Origin of the sequence: Streptomyces indicus (assembly GCF_900100315.1) — a bacterium.
In the GTDB taxonomy this organism is placed as follows: Bacteria; Actinomycetota; Actinomycetes; order Streptomycetales; family Streptomycetaceae; genus Streptomyces; species Streptomyces indicus.
In genome coordinates, this window is record NZ_FNFF01000020.1 from 12688 (window position 1) to 29727 (window position 17040).

Genomic DNA, 17040 nt, shown 5'->3' on the forward strand with positions numbered 1-17040 from the left:
GGGGCGCGGCGGCAGGGACCGCCGGTCGCGGGGCGCGGCGGCAGGGACTGCTGGTGGCCGGGGCGCGGCGGTTGCGGCCGTCGGCCCTTGGGCTCGCGGCCGGGACCCCCGGCTCGGGTCCGGGTCCGGATCCGAGCCGGGCGCCTCTCACCTCACCCGGTCAGCACCCCGTCAAGGAACGGCTCCACCACGGCCCGCCAGCCCTCCGGCTGGTCGTAGTGCACCAGGTGGCCCGCGTCCGGGACCTCCGCGTACTCGCCGCGCGGCAGGACGCGCACCATCTCCTGGGCCTCGGCCCGGCCCAGCTCGCCGTCCAGGCCGCGCACCACCAGCGTCGGGCAGCGCACCTGGGCGAGCTCTTCCCAGTGGGCGTCATAGACCCAGGTCTCCCGGGTGCGGAGCATCTGCTCGCGGTCGAAGACGGGACGCCAGCCGTCCTCGGACTCGGTCATGACCTCGGCGTAGAAGGTGCCGCGCGCGGGGTTGGGGCGCTCGACCCAGGGGTCGTCCTCACCGAACCACTTGCGGACGTCGGCGAGGGTGGCGAAGGGGACGGGCCAGGCCTCGAACCAGTCGGACCACTCGCGCTGCGAGGCGGCGCCGAGCGCGGAGGCTCTCATGTCGCAGATGACGAGGCCGCTCACGAGGTCGGGGCGGCGGGCGGCGAGCTGCCAGGCGGTCAGGGCGCCCATGGAGTGGCCGATGAGCACGGCCGGTGCGAGGTCGAGCTGGACGAGGGCGGCCTCGGCGTCCTCGACGTAGGCCTCGCGGGTGAAGGGGCCGCCGTCGGGCTTCTCGCTCTGGCCGTGGCCCCGCTGATCGAGAGCTACCGCGCGGTGCCGCTCGGCGAGCCAGCGCGCGGTGCCGGCCCATTGCGAGGCGCGGCCCATTAAGCCGTGGAGTAACAGCACGCCGGGCTGCCGCCCGAGCTCAGCGCGCTTCTGATCGTCCTTCGGAGGGTCGGCGAACTCCCAGGCGGCAAGGCGCACTCCGCCTGCTCCGGTCACGTCGATGCGCCGCACCATACGCTTCCGCACCCCCCTCGCTCGGGCCTGCTGCCGTGCTGCTCCCCGTTGCGTGCCGCGGGTCCTGCCGTACGTCCCGGCGACGCACCGTCACGCTATCGAACTTCCATTCGAAGAGGCCGTCTCGCCGGGCAACACCCCTCGTTCGAGTGACCGCGCTCAAGGATTGACCGGCGCGGCCGAGGGGAGATCTTCTGCGGGAGGCGGACCGCTCGGGGAAACCGGTCCGACGGGGTTGACCTTGAGAGCTCGGGGCTCCAGGTCAGCGCAGGGGAGGACAGGCCCCGGCACCGCGAGGTGCCGGGGCCCTCTGCTGCGACGGGTCCGCGCGCGGCACCTGCGCCTGCCGCGCCGTGCCCGCTCGCCGCGCCGGTCGCGTCAGCCGCGCCGCGCGTGCGCCGGACTGCGGCGGGGCAGGCGTGCGCCGTCTCCGTACGGCGGGTTGTACGGCACATCCTCCCGCCCCTCCCTCACCGGTGCCCACGCGGTCAAGAGCCCTCAGGTCATATGCCCACCCGTCGCCCGACCGCCACCCCTCATCGAGGCGCTTCGCGCCGCACGTTCTTTTGGGACAGCCTCGCACTTAAATCGCCCGGGCGGGGCGGTTCCGGCCCTGAAACTTGGAAAGGGCCGGTTCAACTCCCGTGCCGCATGGGGCAGTTGAGGCCGTACGGGGTCGGTGCGACGGGGTCAGCGCTTCGCGACGAAGACGTGCGAGGCGACCTCGGCGTCCAGCTCCGCGGCCTCGCCGCTGCTGCCCACGAGTACTCCGCCGGCGGCCTGCGTCACGCTGACCACCGCGCCGGGCTGCACGCCCGCGCGCCGCAGCGTGTACATCAGCTGCGCGTCGGTCTGGATGGGCTCGCCGATCCGGCGCACGATGACCGTCTTGCCCTCGGTGCCCGGATCCAGGTCGGCCAGCGAGACCATGCCCTCGTCCAGGAAGGGGTCGGCCTCGGCCTTCTCGCCCAGCTCCTCCAGACCCGGGATCGGGTTCCCGTACGGGGACTCCGTGGGGTGGCGCAGGAGCTCCAGGACGCGGCGCTCCACGGCCTCGCTCATCACGTGCTCCCAGCGGCAGGCCTCCGCGTGCACCTGCTCCCACTCCAGGCCGATCACATCGACGAGCAGGCACTCCGCCAGGCGGTGCTTGCGCATCACGCGCGTGGCCAGCCTGCGGCCCTCGTCGGTCAGCTCCAGGTGCCGGTCCGCGGCGACGGAGACCAGGCCGTCGCGCTCCATGCGCGCGACCGTCTGGCTGACCGTCGGTCCGCTCTGGTCGAGCCGCTCGGCGATCCGGGCGCGCATGGGGACCACACCTTCCTCCTCGAGCTCGAGGATGGTGCGGAGATACATCTCCGTAGTGTCGATCAGTCCGGACATCCGTGCCCCTCGATGAAGTTTCGTCGCGTCGCGCTGGCCCTGACGTCAATTGTTACGCATTGCACTGACAACCGTGCCGCGCGGGAGATTCCCGGTCCGGCAAGACGCTCCCGTCGGTGCTGCCGGGGCGCTTTTCGCGGCCTTACGCTGCCTCCGTCCCGTATTGACTGCCGATTGACACGGGCCTGGTCCAGACCGCAACGTGATCCGCGGCACGTTGGCACCCACCCCCGGAAAGGGGCACCAGGCGATGAGCCCTACGCGCGAGAACAAGCTCGCCGACCAGTACTTCGACGCGGCCATCGGGCTGCTCGAGCGGGTGCGCGACGAGGAGGCCGACGCCATCGCCGCGGCCGGCGGCCTGATCGCCGACACCGTCGAGGCGGGCGGCCGGCTCTTCGCCTTCGGCGCGGGCCACTCCTCGCTGGCGGCCCAGGACCTGGTGTACCGGGCGGGCGGACTCGCCCTGATGAACCTGCTCGCCGTGCCCGGCGTGGTCGGCGTGGACGTGATGCCGGCGACGCTCGGCTCGGCCCTGGAGCGGGTGGACGGCCTCGCGGGCGCGGTCCTCGACTCCTCGCCCGCGCAACCCGGCGACGTCCTGGTGATCATCTCCCTGTCGGGCCGCAACGCCCTGCCGGTCGAGATGGCCATGAACGCCCAGGCGCTGGGGCTGCGCGTGATCGGCGTGACCTCGGTGGCGTACGCCTCGGAGACCCGCTCGCGCCACATCTCCGGTACGTACCTCAAGGACCACTGCGACGTCGTGCTCGACAGCAAGATCGCGGTCGGGGACGCGGAGCTGACGACGGAGGGCATCGAGGCCCCCTTCGCCCCGGCCTCGACCGTGGTCACCAGCGCACTCCTCCAGGCCACCCTGGCATCCGCCGCCGGCGAACTGGTCGCCCGCGGCATCGAGCCGCCGCTGCTGCGCTCGGGCAACGTGGACGGCGGCCACGAGTGGAACGGCCGCATCCTGACCGAGTACGGGGACCGGATCTTCTACCGGCACTGAGGCGGGGGCGTACGCGCATCCCGGGCCCGCCTCCGTGCCGGGCACGGGGCCGTCACTCGGATGTCAAGCCGCACGTACCGGGGCGCGGGGCGGGCCGCACTTGACCCCGCCCAACCCGTACCGCCTCACCCGCCCGACGCGCCGCCCGCGCTACCGCCTCACCCGCCCGCCGAACCGAGCCCCGCCAGATCCACCGCCGCCGCCACCCGCACCGCCACGCTCTCCGCGTACGCCGCGTCCGAGCGCTCGAACGCCGGCCGGCTGCCGCTGCGCAGGAAGCTCACCACGCCGAGCGTGCGGCCGCGGCTGCGCAGCACCGCGCACAGCGCGTGCACCGTCGTGTCCGGCCACTGGCGCGCCGTGGCCCAGCCCTTCGCGGCCTCCGCCGAAGCCGCCCCCGCCGAGGCCCGCACCGAACCGGTGCGCTGGACGCACTGCAACGCAGGGTGCCCCTCCGGGTAGCGCACGGGCAGACCGGCGGCCGCCACCGGCAGCACCGGACCCGGCGACCCGACCGGACTGGCCGCCGCCCGCACCAGGCGCGGCGGTTCGAGCGAGGAGGCCAGATCGATCAGCGCGTGGTCGGCGAAGCCCGCGAGCGCGAAGTCCAGATGGACCGTCGCCGCCTCCATCGGGTCCTCGCACTCCCCCGCCGCGCGCCCGGCACGGTGCAACTGATTGCTGCGGAAGCGCAGTTGGGCCGCCTCCTGCTCGATGACCTTCGCCTCGGTCACGTCCTGGAACAGCCAGCCCACCCCCAGCGGCACCGGCTCCTCGGCCAACGGCGAACCGAGCCGCAGGAAACCGCTGCGCCAGCACCGCCGCTCCCCCGCACCGGAGGACCCGCTGCCGCGCACCGACACCCACAGCTCCGCGGGAGCCGGGGGCGCCCCTTCGGCCAGCACATGCGTGAGCGCGCTCTCCAACTCCTCGACGCCCTGCGACAGAAGCTCACCGAGCGGCCGCCCGAGCACCGCCGTACGCCCCACGCCGAGCGCCCGCGCCGCATGCGCGTTCACCACGGCGGGCCGCAGGTCCGCGTCCACGAGCACGACACCCCACGACGCGTCGTCGAACAGCGCCTCGCTCAAAGCGATGGACCGCTCCAGATCGATCTGCGCGTGCACCTCGCTGAACGCGCAGTACAGACCGGCGGGCTTGCCGTCCGGACCGGGCACGGCCGCCGACTGCGTCCGCACGAGCACCCGCCCGCCGTCCTTCGTGACCAGCGCGAACTCGTGCACCTGCCGGCCCGGCGCGTGCATCGCCGCGAGCAGCCGGCCCTCGATCTCGTCCGCGTCCGCCGTCCGCACCGCCCAGCCCGCGAACCCGCGCCGCCCCACGGCGTCCTCGGCACTCCAGCCGAGAATGCGGGCCGCCTCACGGTTCCAGTGCGTGACCACACCGTCCGCATCGAAGGCGCACAGCGCCGCGTCCATCCCGTCGAGCAACGCCGCAAGCAGCTCCGCCGATCCGGGCCCGCTGCCGCCGGGCCCCTGGGAACCGCCCGAACCACCACCTGGCGTCCCGGAGTTGCCGCCCGAGCCCTCGTCCGGGTTCTCGGGGTCCATGGGCTGCGCAGTTCCGCTGCGCCGGGAAGCACTCACCTGACTACCCCCTGCAGGTCGAGTCCATCGGTCGGCTTGCACCGCACACAGATCATTCAACTCGAACGTGACGCAGCCCACACCAGGTTCGCCGAAATCGTTGCGCCCCGGAAACGTCCCGGCCACAACGCACGGAAGCGCACGGCCCGTTCACGAGCACACCCCACCCCTCCCGTGCCAGTCTGCCGCCATGACCATCGTCGTCCGCCCGGCCTCCGTCTTCGAGGACGTGGCCGCCGTCATCGGCCCCAAGTCGCCCACCGCGAACGTGTGCTTCTGCCTGAGCTACCGCATCCCCTCCAAGCTCAACAACGAGCTGCGCGGCCCGGCCCGCGCGGACTACGTCGCGGACCTGTGCCGCGAAGATCCACCCCCGGGTGTCCTCGCGTACGAGGACGAAACACCGGTCGGCTGGGCCGCCGTGGCCCCCCGCACGGCCACGACCTTCGCCCGCAACCGCAAGATCCCGCACGTGGACGACCTCCCGGTCTGGTCCCTGTGGTGCATCCGCGTCCGCCCCGGCCACCGCAAGCAGGGCATCTCCCACGCCCTGATCGAGGGAGCGGTGCACTTCGCCCGCACCCGGGGCGCCCCGGCGATCGAGGCGTACCCGCTGGACAACGGTGACGCCCGGGTCGATCTGACGATGGCGTACGCAGGCATCCGCAAGAACTTCGAGCGCGCCGGCTTCACATGGGCGGCGGACACGACGTCGGTGCTGGCGGGGCACCCGAGGATTCTGATGCGGCTTGACCTGCGGTGATGCCGCTTTTCCTGGCCCGTGGGCAAACTTGCGGAAAAACCGGTTGAAGCCGCACCGGAGCCTTCCTAGTGTGTGGGGCACACGAGAAGGGAGGTGGTTCGGCAGATGACAAAGAACCGGACGCGTGAGGTGACTGCGGGCTAGCGGCCCGCCGCCACACACAAGTGCGGTGCCGGACCAGCGCGGGAGCGATCCGCGCAGCCGGCCCAATCCCAGCAGTCACCCGACCCGCGGTCTCGCCGGTACGTCCGGCCGGCTCCCCCAGGGGATCCCGAGACCGCGGGTCGTCTGCGTATGCGCCAAGCACACCGTGTACGCCGTCCCGTACGCGTCCACGCATCCCTGCTCGTCCGCGTACGGAAACCCTCAGCCCTTGCTGACCGCCACCAGAATCTCCGGCAGCCGCGCCGCCGCGACCGGTGCCGAGAAGTGCAGGCCCAGGCGGGCGACTGCCCAGCCGTAGACCGTGCCAATCGGGAGCAGGAGCCAGGCGAGGGGGGCGTGGCCTGCGGCGTGGAGCCAGATCGTGAAGGCCAGGATCGGGGCGCACAGCAGGGTTGCGGCGAGCATGCCGCCGAAGATGGAGATCCAGGCGAGGCCGGCCTGGCCCGGGGCGACGTTCTTGTAGCCCTCCTGCGGGATCGAGTAGGGGAAGCGGGCCGAGCACCAGAAGCCGGTCGCGAGCATCGCGCCGAGCAGGGCGAAGGAGAGGCCGAGTGCCTCGGGCAGGGTGCGCCAGTCGCCGATGACCGCGGTGGTCAGGGTGGTGACGAGGACCGAGTACGGGATGGTGATCACGGCCAGGGCGAGGCCGCGGGCGCGGAGTTCGGTGTACGCGTCGCGCGGGGTGCTGATCGTCTGGGCGACCATCCAGAAGGCCGAGCTGTCCTGGCCGAACTGGTTGTACATGAGGATGCCGAGCATCCCGGCGGCGAAGCAGGCGAAGTAGACGGAGCCGGTGCCCTGGAGTGCGTTGAAGAGCGGGACGATCAGGCCGATGGCGAGTGAGGTGACCCAGGCGGCCTTGGTCTTGGGCTCGCGCCAGACGTAGCGCAGGGTGCGTTCCATGACGGTGCCGGTGCGGTCGGCGGGCAGGAAGCGGCTGAGGCCGTGGGCGCGGGCGCGGGCGCGGGTGGGTTCGGCGGCCTGGAGGGTGGAGCCGTCGGGCGTGGTCATGAGGCGGGTGAGGCTGCGCTGCCAGTACGCGATGAGGGCGGCCAGGAGTGCGGCGCACAGGGCGAGTTGGAGGAGGCCCGTGCCGTACGAGCCTTGCGAGACGGAGTCGACCGCGGCGAGGGCGGAGGCGGGTGGGATCCAGCGGACCACGGCCGCGACCGGGTCGAGGGCGTCGAGGCCGCCGGCGCGGCCGAGGCTCTGGGCGCCGAAGTTGACGACCTGGATGCCGACGGCGATCACGAGTCCGCTGAGCACGGCGAGGTCGCGGCCCTTGCGGCTGGAGAGCAGCCGCAGGTTGGCGGAGGCGACGGTACGGGCGAGGGCCACGCAGGTCAGGAGGGTGAGGGCGAGCGCGGCGAGGCCGGTGAGGACGGCGGCCGTGCCGTGTGCGAGGGCCACGACGGAGCCGGCGGCGAGGCAGAGCGTGAAGAGCGGTCCGATGCCGACGAGGGAGCTGACGAGCAGTGCGCGGACCAGGGGGCGCGGGCGCAGCGGGAGCATCACCAGGCGGGTGGCGTCGAGGGTTTCGTCGCCGCTGGGGAAGAACAGCGGCATGAAGGTCCAGCCGAGCGCGAGGACGGCGGCGAGCAGCACGACGAGGGTGGCGGCGTGTTCGTTGCCGCGCAGCACGATCAGGCCGAGCAGTTGGAGGGCGGCGAAGAGCAGGGTGAGGACGACGGAGGCGAGGTAGGCGGCGCGGCGTCCGGCGGACTGGCGCAGGCCGTTGCGCAGGAGGGAGAGCTTCAGGCGGACGAAGGTGGCGGTCAGGTGGGAGGGGCGTGCCGTTTGCCGCTCGTCCGCGGTCGGGGCCGTCATGTGGTGCCGCCGCCGCCCGAGCCGAGCCAGTCCAGGGTGTCGCCGCTCGCGCGGTCGCCCGCGCCGACGAGTTCGAGGAAGGCGCTCTGGAGGCTGGGGGCGTCGCCGCGTACGTCGGCGAGGGGGCCCTGGGCGCGGATGCGGCCCGCGGCCATCACCGCCACCCAGTCGCACAGGGACTCGACCAGCTCCATGACGTGGCTGGAGAAGACGACGGTGGCGCCGGAGGCGGTGTAGCGCTCCAGGACGCCGCGGATGGTCTGCGCGGAGACCGGGTCGACGCCCTCGAACGGCTCGTCCAGGAAGAGGACTTCGGGGTTGTGGAGCAGGGCGGCCGCGAGTCCGATCTTCTTGCGCATGCCGGTCGAGTAGTCGACGACGAGTTTGTGCTGGGCGGTGGTGAGGTCGAGGACGTCGAGGAGTTGGGCGGTGCGGGTCTCGACGTCCTCGGCGGGCAGGCCCCGCAGGCGTCCGGTGTACGTGAGGAGTTCGCGTCCGCTGAGCCGCTCGAAGAGCCTGAGTCCCTCGGGGAGTACGCCGATCCGTGCCTTGACCTCGGCGGGGTCGGCCCAGACGTCGTGGCCGGCGACGTGCACGGTGCCGAGGTCGGGGCGGAGCAGACCGGTGATCATGGAGAGGGTGGTGGTCTTGCCGGCGCCGTTGGGGCCCACGAGCCCGATGAACTTCCCTGCGGGGAGGGTGAGATCGATGCCGGCTACGGCGATCTGCTCGCCGAAGCGTTTCCAGAGGTTCTGTACGTGGACGGCTGCCGTGTCGGGCACGTGGGGCCTTTCGGGCTGGACGGGTGGGAGGGGGTGCGGGTGTGGGGTGGCTGGGGCGCCATTTTTCCCCTACCCGCCCCTTCCCGAAACTGGGGCTCCGCCCCAGACCCCGAATCCGAGCTCCGCTCGGATGTCCTCAATCGCCGGACGGGCTGAATCTTCAGCCCGTCCGGCGATTGAGGACGAGCGCGTTCAGCGCGAAAGGGGGTCCGGGGGACGGAACCCAAGCCCCCCGCCCCCTCACTCCGAAGCGAACCCCCGTACATCCTCCGGGCGGCGCGACGGCGGGCCCACGTAGCGGGCCGAGGGGCGGACCAGGCGGCCCGTGCGCTTCTGTTCCAGGATGTGGGCCGACCAGCCCGCCGTACGGGCGCAGGTGAACATCGACGTGAACATGTTCGCCGGGACCTCGGCGAAGTCGAGGACGATCGCCGCCCAGAACTCGACGTTCGTCGCGAGGACGCGGTCGGGGCGGCGGGCGTGCAGTTCGGCGAGGGCGGCCTTCTCCAGGGCCTCGGCGACCTCGAAGCGCGGGGCGCCCAGTTCGCGGGCGGTGCGGCGCAGCACTCGCGCGCGCGGGTCCTCGGCGCGGTAGACGCGGTGGCCGAAGCCCATGAGACGCTCGCCGCGGTCGAGCGCCTTGCGGACGTACGCCTCCGCGTCGCCCGTGCGCTCGATCTCCTCGATCATGCCGAGGACGCGGGAGGGGGCGCCGCCGTGCAGCGGTCCGGACATCGCGCCGACCGCGCCCGAGAGGGCGGCTGCCACGTCCGCGCCCGTCGAGGCGATGACGCGGGCCGTGAACGTGGAGGCGTTCATGCCGTGTTCGGCCGCCGAGGTCCAGTACGCGTCCACGGCCGCGACGTGCTTCGGGTCCGGCTCGCCGCGCCAGCGGATCATGAACCGCTCGACCACCGAGGACGCCTTGTCGATCTCGCGCTGCGGGACCATGGGCTGCCCCTGCCCGCGCGCCGACTGGGCCACGTACGACAGGGCCATGACGGCCGCGCGCGCGAGGTCGTCGCGGGCCTGGGAGGCGTCGATGTCGAGCAGCGGTTTGAGGCCCCAGACCGGTGCGAGCATCGCGAGCGCGGACTGCACGTCGACCCGGACGTCCCCGGAGTGGACGGGGATCGGAAACGGTTCTGCGGGCGGCAGGCCCGGGTTGAACGCCCCGTCGACGAGCAGACCCCACACGTTGCCGAACGACACCTTGCCGGCCAGGTCTTCGATGTCGACTCCGCGGTAGCGGAGCGCGCCCCCTTCCTTGTCCGGTTCGGCGATCTCCGTTTCGAACGCGATGATCCCTTCGAGCCCAGGGACGAAGTCGGACATCAGGCGGCTCCTCATGACGGCTGCGACGGTCGGTCGAGTGGTGGTGCGGGCTGGCGGTGACCAGGCTGACGGAAGGTCAGATGCGGGCTGCCCCGAGCCGGTTACGCGGTCTCTCGCGACTCGCGGTCCGTTCGTGGCCACCCCGGTGATGCCCCGTGGGGCAGGACGATATCCCTCGGTGCCACCGATGGGGAGGGTTCACGGCACTGAGTGCCGCGAACCACACTCGTGCGGGACGCCCGGGTGCGACAGGATGACGCCGTGAACGAGCACACCCACAGCGGCCGGGAGCTGGACCCCGCCGTGATGCGCGAGCAGTACCGCACGGCCGGACTCGACGGTTCCGGTCTCGAGGACGACCCCATGGACCAGTTCCACCGGTGGTTCGCCGACGCCGTCGCCGCGCAGCTGTACGAGCCCAACGCCATGGTCGTCTCGACCGCGGACGCGCAGGGCCGGCCGAGCTCACGGACCGTGCTGCTCAAGGGGTACGACGCGCGCGGGTTCGTCTTCTACACGAACTACACGTCCAGGAAGGCCCGCGAGATCGACGTCAACCCCCAGGTCTCGCTGCTCTTCCCCTGGCATCCGATGGCCCGCCAGGTGATCGTCACGGGCCGTGCCGAGCGGGTGTCGGCCGAGGAGACGGCGGAGTACTTCCGCTCGCGCCCGCACGGCTCGCGGCTCGGCGCCTGGGCCAGCGCGCAGTCCTCGGTGATCGGGACGCGCGAGGAACTGGAGCGTGCCTACGCGGAGTTGGCGGCACGCTACCCGGAGGGTGCGGAGGTGCCGGTGCCGCCGCACTGGGGCGGTTTCCTCGTGGTGCCGGAGGCGGTGGAGTTCTGGCAGGGGCGTCCCAACCGGCTGCACGACCGGCTGCGGTATGTCGGCGAGGACGGCGGCAAGTGGCGTGTGGAGCGGCTCGCTCCGTGAGCCCCCGCAGCCAAGGGCTGTCTTCCTAGCCCAGCGCTTCGTCGAGCAGCTCGCCCCACTGCCGTACGACCCGTTCGCGGCGGGCCGTGTCGTCGGTGAGGACGTTGGCGAGGCCCAGGCCGCGGGCCATGTCGAGGAGGCCCTGGACGGTTTCGCGGACGCCGGGGCGCGACTCGTCCGCGTCGAGGAGGCGGACGGCGATGCGGTGGGTCTCGCGGCCCACCCGCGCTTCGAGTTCGGCGACGCGGGCGTGCAGCTGCTCCTCGTGCGAGGCGGCCACCCACAGGTGGAGCGCGGCGCGGAACAGGGGCCCGGTGTAGAGGTCGACGAGGGCCGCGACCACCTCGGCCCGCGTCTTCGCCGACACCTCGCGCAGGGCGTGCGAGCGCTGTTCGGCCACGTACTCGACGGCGGCCGTGAACAGGTCCTCGCGGGTGGGGAAGTGGTGCTGTGCGGCGCCGCGCGAGACCCCGGCGCGCTCGGCGACGACGGAGACGGTGGAGCGCGCCCAGCCGAGCTCGGCGAGGCAGGCGACGGCGGCTTCGAGCAGCCGCTGCCGCGTGGCCCGGCTGCGGTCCTGCTTGGGTTCGCGGTCCTGCTTGGATTCGCGGTCCCCAGGCGTCGCGCGCTCCAGCCGCTCGGCCGGCGTCACAGCACCCATGAAGCATCCCGTCGCTCGAAGAAGGCGGTCATGCCTTCGCGTGCGGCGGCGGAGGCGAAGAGGGAGGCCGACCGCTGCACAAGGTCCTCCGCATCGCGCTCGAAGGCTTCCAGGACTCTAGCCGTGACCAGCCGTTTCGCCTCGGCCAGCCCCTGGGGCGCGGCCTTGCGGAAGGCCTCGGAGACTTCCCGTACCGCCGTGTCCAGGTCCTCGGCGGCCTCGGTGACCAGGCCGATACGGGCCGCCTCGGCCGCGTCGAAGCGTTCGCCGGTGAGGTAGTAGCGGGCTGCGGCCCTCGCGTCCATACGGGGCAGCAGGGTCAGCGAGATGATCGCGGGCGCCACTCCGATCCGTACCTCCGTGAACGCGAAGGTGGACGAGGCGGAGGCGAGCACCAGGTCGCAGGCGCCGAGCAACCCGAGCCCGCCGGCCCGCGCGGAACCGTCCACGCGGGCGACGACGGGCTTGGGCAGTTCGACGATGGCGCGCAGGAGGTCGACGAACGCATACGGATTGGCAGGCGACTTGAGATCGGCGCCCGCGCTGAACGTGGGCCCGCTGTGGTCGAGCACCACGGCCCGCACGTCCTGGTCCACGGAGCTGCGGCGCAGGGCGTTCGCGAGCTCCGCGACGAGATCCGCGGACAGGGCGTTGCGGTTGTCCGGGGAGTCCAGCGTGAGGGTGGTGATGCCGCGCTCGTGCGTCTGCCTGACGTGTTTCATGCATCCGTCCTTACGTACTTCGCTCATCGGTCCCTGTCGTGCTTCACGCGTCCGTCGCCCGGTTCAGGTCGCGCAGCTGCCTGCGCAGGATCTTCCCCGTGGCCGCCCGCGGCACCGTCTCCAGGAACTCCACGGCCCGCACCTTCTTGTGCGGGGCCACGTGCGCGGCGACGTGTTCCCGTACGTCCTCCTCCGTGAGGCCGGGGTCGGCGCGGACCACGTACGCCTTCGGGTACTCGTTCCCGTCCGCGTCATACACGCCGATCACCGCCGCGTCAGCGATGCGCGGGTCGGCGATGAGGACGGCTTCGAGTTCGGCGGGAGCGACCTGGAAGCCCTTGTACTTGATGAGTTCCTTGACGCGGTCGACGATGTACAGCCAGCCGTCCTCGTCGACGCGCCCCACGTCTCCGGTGTGCAGCCAGCCGTCCTCGTCGATCATCGCGGTGGTGGCCTCGGGGCGGCCGAGGTAGCCCTTCATCACCTGCGGGCCGCGGAAGACCACTTCGCCCTCCTCGCCCGGCCCGAGGTCCTTGCCCGGGTCGTCGAGCGAGACGATCCGCATCTCGGTGCCGGCGAGCAGCTTGCCGACGCTGCCGTGCGGGATGGGCCGGTCGATGGGGGTGACGTGGGTGGCCGGGGAGAGTTCGGTCATGCCGTAGCCCTGGCCGACGGGGACGCCGCCGAGCCGTGCGGAGCAGGCGGCGGCGAGTTCGCCGTCCAGGGGTGCGGCCGCGCTGATCACGTAGCGGACCGAGGAGAGGTCGAAGCGCTCCACGACGGGGTGCTTGGCGAGGGCGAGGGCGATCGGCGGGACCACGTACAGGCCCGTGATGCGGTGTTTCTCGACGGCGGTGAGGAAGTTCTCCAGGTCGAACTTGGGCAGCACGACCACGCTCGCGCCGTGCCCGAGCGGCGCGTTGAGCAGGGCGGTGAGTCCGTACGCGTGGAAGAAGGGCAGCACGGCGAGGATGCGGTCGCCGGGGCCCATGGGCATGGTCGGGTGCAGTTGCGCGAGGTTGGTGGCCACCGAGCGGTGGGTGAGCATGACGCCCTTGGGGACGCCGGTGGTGCCGGAGGAGTACGGGAGCACCGCGAGGTCCTCGGCCGGGTCGATGGTGATCTCCGGCTCGGGGAGGTCGGCGCCGACCATGGAGAGCAGCGAGCGGTGCCCCTCAGCCTCGTCACAGAGGATGATCTCCCGTATGCCGCCCGCGAGTTCGGCGGCGGCCTGCGCGACGGGGAGCAGCAGCGAGACCGTGACGATCCAGCTCGCCCCCGCGTCGCGCAGTTGCTGCGCGAACTCCTCGGGTGTGTACAGCGGGTGCACCGTGGTGACGGTGGCGCCGGCCCGGGTGGCCCCGTAGAAGGCGACCGGCCACAGGATGGTGTTGGGGCTGTGCAGGGCGACCACGTCGCCCTTGCGCACCCCGGCGTCCGCGAGCCCGGCGGCCACCTTGCGGTGGAAGGCGTCGAGCTGTGCGTACGTGAGCGTCCTGCCCTCCACGCCGTCGATCAGGGCGGGTGTCTCGCCGTAGTCGGCGGCGTGCCCCAACACGGCTTCGTGGATGGGCAGTTCTACGGGCGGCACTGCTGCGTACTCGCTCTGGAACACCATGGCGGGCCCTCCGAAGGGTGAAGTGGAGCCTGGGTGGTGCCTAGTACGACTTGGGCAGACCGAGGGTCTGGTGGGACACGTAGTTGAGGATCATCTCCCGGCTGACGGGAGCGATGCGGGCGACGCGGGACGCGGTGATGAGTGAGGCAAGACCGTACTCCCGTGTGAGGCCGTTGCCGCCCAGGGTGTGCACGGACTGGTCCACGGCCTGCACGCACGCCTCGGCGGCGGTGTACTTGGCCATGTTGGCCGCCTCACCGGCACCGACGTCGTCACCCCGGTCGTACAGATGGGCGGCCTTCTGCATCATCAACCGGGCCGATTCCAGGGCGATGTGCGCCTGCGCGAGGGGGTGCGCGATGGCCTGGTGCGCGCCGATCGGCTCCTTCCACACGCTGCGCTCCTTGGCGTACGCGACGGCCCGCGCGAGCGCGAAGCGGCCCATGCCGATCGCGAAGGCGGCGGTCATGATGCGCTCGGGGTTGAGCCCGGCGAAGAGCTGGAGCAGGCCCGCGTCCTCGTCGCCGACGAGCGCGTCGGCGGGCAGCCGCACGTCATCGAGGACGAGCTCGAACTGCTTCTCCGCCGCCTGGAGTTCCATGTCGACAGGGTTGCGCTGAAAGCCGGCGGCGTCACGCGGAACGATGAAGAGGCAGGGCTTGAGTTTGCCGGTGCGGGCGTCTTCGGTGCGGCCGACGATGAGGGTGGCGTCGGCGATGTCCACGCCGGAGACGAAGATCTTGCGGCCGGTGAGCACCCAGTCCTCGCCGTCGCGGCGGGCGGTGGTGGTGATGCGGTGGGAGTTGGAGCCCGCGTCGGGTTCGGTGATGCCGAAGGCCATGGTGCGGGTGCCGTCGGCGAGCCCGGGCAGCCAGGCACGCTTCTGCTCCTCGGTGCCGAAGCGGGAGATCACGGTGCCGCAGATGGCCGGGCTGACGACGAGCATGAGGAGCGGTGAGCCGACGGCCCCCAACTCCTCCAGGACTATGGAGAGTTCGGTGATGCCGCCTCCCCCGCCTCCGTACTCCTCGGGCAGGTTGACGCCGAGGTAGCCGAGCTTGCCGGCCTCCGCCCACAGCTCCTCGGGGTGGCCGCCTTCGCGCACGACGCGGGTCAGGTAGTCGCGGCCGTAACGGGAGCCGAGCGCGGCGACGGCGGCGCGCAGGTCCTTGTGCTCCTGGGTCTCGAGAACGGTCATGACGGTGGTTCCTCCTCGGGCACGGGCTGGACGACGGCGAGCAGGGCGCCGACCTCGACCTGGCGGCCGGGGGCGGCGTGCAGAGCGGTGAGCGTGCCGGAGACCGGGGCGGTGACCCGGTGCTCCATCTTCATGGCCTCCAGCCACAACAGGGGCTGTCCAGACTCGACTTGAGCACCCTCGGCCAGCCCTTCGGCGAGGCGCACGACGGTGCCGGGCATGGGGGCGAGCAGGCTGCCGGGGGCGGTGGCGGTCTCCGGTTCGGGGAACCTGGGGTGTTCGGTGAGGGACCAGGTGTGGGTGGGGGTGTCGATGTGGAGGGTGCCGTCTCCGTAGGTGGAGATGGTGAACTCCCGGCGGATGCCGCCGATTTCGAGCGCCACGCAGCCCGGTGCCGCCTCGATGACGCGGACGGCGGGCAGGTCGACGAGCTCGATCCCGGTGCGGGTCCGCAGGTAGCGGATGCGGTGGATGTCGCGTCCCTCGAACGTCCTGGATTGGGGTTGGGAGGGGAGGTTGCGCCAGGCTCCGGTGCGGCCCCAAAGGCTGCTTTCTCCCCGCCCCGCCCCTTCCCGGCCGTATCGACTTGCGGCTCCGCCGCGGGGGGGCTCCGCCCCAGACCCCGAATCCGGCCTCCGGTCGGATGGCCTCAAACGCCGGCCGGGCTGAAATGCCGCCGCCACCGCTGCGTACACCTCCCCCACCGGATCGTCCGCCACCACCAGCTCCTCCAGGTGGCGGTCGAAGAAGCCGGTGTCCACCGCGCCCGCCGTGAACTGCGGGTGGCGCAGGGTGCGTACGAGCAGGTCGCGGTTGGTGACCGGGCCGTGCAGGCGGGTCCGGGCGAGGGCGCCGGCGAGCTTGCGCAGGGCGGCGGCGCGGGTCGGGGCGTACGCGACCACCTTGGCGAGCATCGGGTCGTAGTGCACGCCGATCGTGTCGCCGCCGGTGAAGCCCGTGTCGACGCGGACGCCCGCCGGCACGTCGAAGCGGTGCAGCACCCCCGTCTGCGGAGCCCACGAGGCCGCCGGGTCCTCCGCGTACAGGCGGGCCTCGACGGCGTGCCCGGTGGGCTCGGGCGGGTTGCCGGAGAGCGCCTCGCCCTCGGCGATCCGGAGTTGCAGCTCCACGAGATCGACCCCGAACACGGCCTCCGTGACGGGGTGTTCGACCTGGAGGCGGGTGTTCATCTCCAGGAAGTGGGCCGTGTCGCCCGCGACCAGGAACTCCACGGTGCCGGCGCCGACGTACGACACGGCGCGCGCGGCCCGTTCCGCGAGCGCGTGCAGGCGGGCCCGCAGCGGTGCGGTGAGGCCGGGCGCGGGCGCCTCCTCGATGACCTTCTGGTGGCGGCGCTGGAGGGAGCAGTCGCGGGTGCCGAGAGCCCACACGGTGCCGTGGGTGTCGGCGAGGATCTGCACCTCGACGTGGCGGCCGCCTTCCACGTACGGCTCGACGAACACCTCGCCGTCACCGAACGCGCTCAGCGCCTCGGCCCGCGCGGCCGCCAACTCCGTGTCCAGAGCGCTGAGTTCGCGTATGACCCGCATGCCGCGCCCGCCGCCGCCCGCCGCGGCCTTCACGAGCACGGGCAGGTCGGCCTCGGTGACCTTCTCCAGGGGCGCGAGGCCCATGAGTTCCTTGGCGCGGGTCTTGGAGGCCATCGCCTCGATGGCCTCGGGCGGCGGCCCGATCCAGGTGAGGCCCGCGTCGGTGACGGCCCGCGCGAACTCGGCGTTCTCGGACAGGAACCCGTAGCCGGGGTGCACGGCGTCCGCGCCGGCCGCGAGCGCGGCCTTCACGATCAGGTCGCCGCGCAGGTAGGTGTCGGCGGGCGCGGCGCCCGGCAGGCGTACGGCCGCGTCCGCCTTGCGGACGTGCAGGGCGGAGGCGTCCGCGTCGGAGTACACGGCGACCGTCGCGATGCCGAGGTCGCGGCAGGTGCGGAAGATGCGGCAGGCGATCTCGCCGCGGTTGGCCACAAGGACGGAAGAAATCATCTGGAG

At 72.3% G+C, this 17040-nt stretch carries 14 protein-coding genes; 3 read left to right on the top strand and 11 right to left on the bottom strand.

Annotated elements, in window-relative coordinates; all coding sequences use genetic code 11:
* Positions 1-152: 152 nt before the first annotated feature.
* Both BLT97_RS32420 and BLT97_RS32425 read right to left on the bottom strand, forming a co-directional pair.
* Positions 153-1025 carry an alpha/beta fold hydrolase gene (locus tag BLT97_RS32420; protein ID WP_093616730.1) on the bottom strand — a complete coding sequence of 291 codons (873 nt, stop codon included), beginning with the start codon at positions 1023-1025 and terminating at the stop codon, positions 153-155.
* Between the two features lie 690 nt (positions 1026-1715).
* Positions 1716-2408, bottom strand: a complete 693-nt coding sequence (locus BLT97_RS32425; RefSeq protein ID WP_093616732.1) for an iron-dependent transcriptional repressor DtxR — start codon at positions 2406-2408, stop codon at positions 1716-1718.
* Between the two features lie 250 nt (positions 2409-2658).
* Here BLT97_RS32425 and BLT97_RS32430 point away from each other — a divergent pair, with 250 nt between their 5' ends.
* On the top strand, positions 2659-3423 hold the full coding sequence (locus BLT97_RS32430; protein WP_093616734.1) for an SIS domain-containing protein: 765 nt from the start codon (positions 2659-2661) through the stop codon (positions 3421-3423).
* Positions 3424-3581: 158 nt separating this feature from the next.
* Here BLT97_RS32430 and BLT97_RS32435 read toward each other — a convergent pair whose 3' ends face one another.
* Complete coding sequence (locus BLT97_RS32435) at positions 3582-4994, bottom strand: PAS domain-containing protein (protein ID WP_425442794.1); 1413 nt, start codon at positions 4992-4994, stop codon at positions 3582-3584.
* Between the two features lie 226 nt (positions 4995-5220).
* On the opposite strand from BLT97_RS32435, the gene BLT97_RS32440 reads away from it, so the two are divergent.
* Positions 5221-5793, top strand: coding sequence for a GNAT family N-acetyltransferase (locus BLT97_RS32440; RefSeq protein ID WP_093616738.1), 573 nt, complete (start codon positions 5221-5223; stop codon positions 5791-5793).
* Positions 5794-6159: 366 nt separating this feature from the next.
* On the opposite strand, the gene BLT97_RS32445 is transcribed toward BLT97_RS32440, so the two are convergent.
* The 3 genes from BLT97_RS32445 to BLT97_RS32455 form a co-directional block, all read right to left on the bottom strand.
* A complete protein-coding gene (locus BLT97_RS32445) occupies positions 6160-7785 on the bottom strand; it encodes a transporter (RefSeq protein WP_093616740.1) in 1626 nt (541 codons plus the stop codon).
* Positions 7782-8567, bottom strand: coding sequence for an ABC transporter ATP-binding protein (locus tag BLT97_RS32450; RefSeq protein ID WP_093616742.1), 786 nt, complete (start codon positions 8565-8567; stop codon positions 7782-7784). Before BLT97_RS32450 ends, BLT97_RS32445 begins: the two co-directional genes overlap by 4 nt.
* 240 nt (positions 8568-8807) lie before the next feature.
* On the bottom strand, positions 8808-9902 hold the full coding sequence (locus BLT97_RS32455) for a citrate synthase 2 (RefSeq protein ID WP_093616744.1): 1095 nt from the start codon (positions 9900-9902) through the stop codon (positions 8808-8810).
* A 306-nt stretch (positions 9903-10208) separates the two neighbouring features.
* On the opposite strand from BLT97_RS32455, the gene pdxH reads away from it, so the two are divergent.
* On the top strand, positions 10209-10835 hold the full coding sequence (gene pdxH, locus BLT97_RS32460; RefSeq protein ID WP_093616891.1) for a pyridoxamine 5'-phosphate oxidase: 627 nt from the start codon (positions 10209-10211) through the stop codon (positions 10833-10835).
* A 25-nt stretch (positions 10836-10860) separates the two neighbouring features.
* On the opposite strand, the gene BLT97_RS32465 is transcribed toward pdxH, so the two are convergent.
* From BLT97_RS32465 to BLT97_RS32485, 5 genes are read right to left on the bottom strand one after another with little or no spacing between them, the layout of a single operon-like run.
* A complete protein-coding gene (locus tag BLT97_RS32465) occupies positions 10861-11496 on the bottom strand; it encodes a TetR/AcrR family transcriptional regulator (RefSeq protein ID WP_093616746.1) in 636 nt (211 codons plus the stop codon).
* A complete protein-coding gene (locus BLT97_RS32470; protein ID WP_093616748.1) occupies positions 11484-12218 on the bottom strand; it encodes an enoyl-CoA hydratase family protein in 735 nt (244 codons plus the stop codon). Before BLT97_RS32470 ends, BLT97_RS32465 begins: the two co-directional genes overlap by 13 nt.
* 43 nt (positions 12219-12261) lie before the next feature.
* A complete protein-coding gene (locus tag BLT97_RS32475) occupies positions 12262-13833 on the bottom strand; it encodes a 4-coumarate--CoA ligase family protein (protein ID WP_093616893.1) in 1572 nt (523 codons plus the stop codon).
* A gap of 43 nt (positions 13834-13876) precedes the next feature.
* Complete coding sequence (locus BLT97_RS32480) at positions 13877-15034, bottom strand: acyl-CoA dehydrogenase family protein (RefSeq protein WP_093616750.1); 1158 nt, start codon at positions 15032-15034, stop codon at positions 13877-13879.
* Entirely contained in the window at positions 15031-17034 is a 2004-nt protein-coding gene (locus BLT97_RS32485) for an acetyl/propionyl/methylcrotonyl-CoA carboxylase subunit alpha (RefSeq protein WP_093616752.1), read from the bottom strand. The genes BLT97_RS32480 and BLT97_RS32485 overlap by 4 nt, the downstream gene beginning before the upstream one ends.
* Positions 17035-17040 lie beyond the last annotated feature (6 nt).

What these genes read in the sequence shown, in the direction of transcription:
- BLT97_RS32420 (WP_093616730.1), bottom strand. Translation starts at nt 1,025, where the DNA reads ATGGTGCGGCGCATCGACGTGACCGGAGCAGGCGGAGTGCGCCTTGCC.
- BLT97_RS32425 (WP_093616732.1), bottom strand. Translation starts at nt 2,408, where the DNA reads ATGTCCGGACTGATCGACACTACGGAGATGTATCTCCGCACCATCCTC.
- BLT97_RS32430 (WP_093616734.1), top strand. Translation starts at nt 2,659, where the DNA reads ATGAGCCCTACGCGCGAGAACAAGCTCGCCGACCAGTACTTCGACGCG.
- BLT97_RS32435 (WP_425442794.1), bottom strand. Translation starts at nt 4,994, where the DNA reads ATGGACCCCGAGAACCCGGACGAGGGCTCGGGCGGCAACTCCGGGACG.
- BLT97_RS32440 (WP_093616738.1), top strand. Translation starts at nt 5,221, where the DNA reads ATGACCATCGTCGTCCGCCCGGCCTCCGTCTTCGAGGACGTGGCCGCC.
- BLT97_RS32445 (WP_093616740.1), bottom strand. Translation starts at nt 7,785, where the DNA reads ATGACGGCCCCGACCGCGGACGAGCGGCAAACGGCACGCCCCTCCCAC.
- BLT97_RS32455 (WP_093616744.1), bottom strand. Translation starts at nt 9,902, where the DNA reads ATGTCCGACTTCGTCCCTGGGCTCGAAGGGATCATCGCGTTCGAAACG.
- pdxH (WP_093616891.1), top strand. Translation starts at nt 10,209, where the DNA reads ATGCGCGAGCAGTACCGCACGGCCGGACTCGACGGTTCCGGTCTCGAG.
- BLT97_RS32465 (WP_093616746.1), bottom strand. Translation starts at nt 11,496, where the DNA reads ATGGGTGCTGTGACGCCGGCCGAGCGGCTGGAGCGCGCGACGCCTGGG.
- BLT97_RS32470 (WP_093616748.1), bottom strand. Translation starts at nt 12,218, where the DNA reads ATGAAACACGTCAGGCAGACGCACGAGCGCGGCATCACCACCCTCACG.
- BLT97_RS32480 (WP_093616750.1), bottom strand. Translation starts at nt 15,034, where the DNA reads ATGACCGTTCTCGAGACCCAGGAGCACAAGGACCTGCGCGCCGCCGTC.
- BLT97_RS32485 (WP_093616752.1), bottom strand. Translation starts at nt 17,034, where the DNA reads ATGATTTCTTCCGTCCTTGTGGCCAACCGCGGCGAGATCGCCTGCCGC.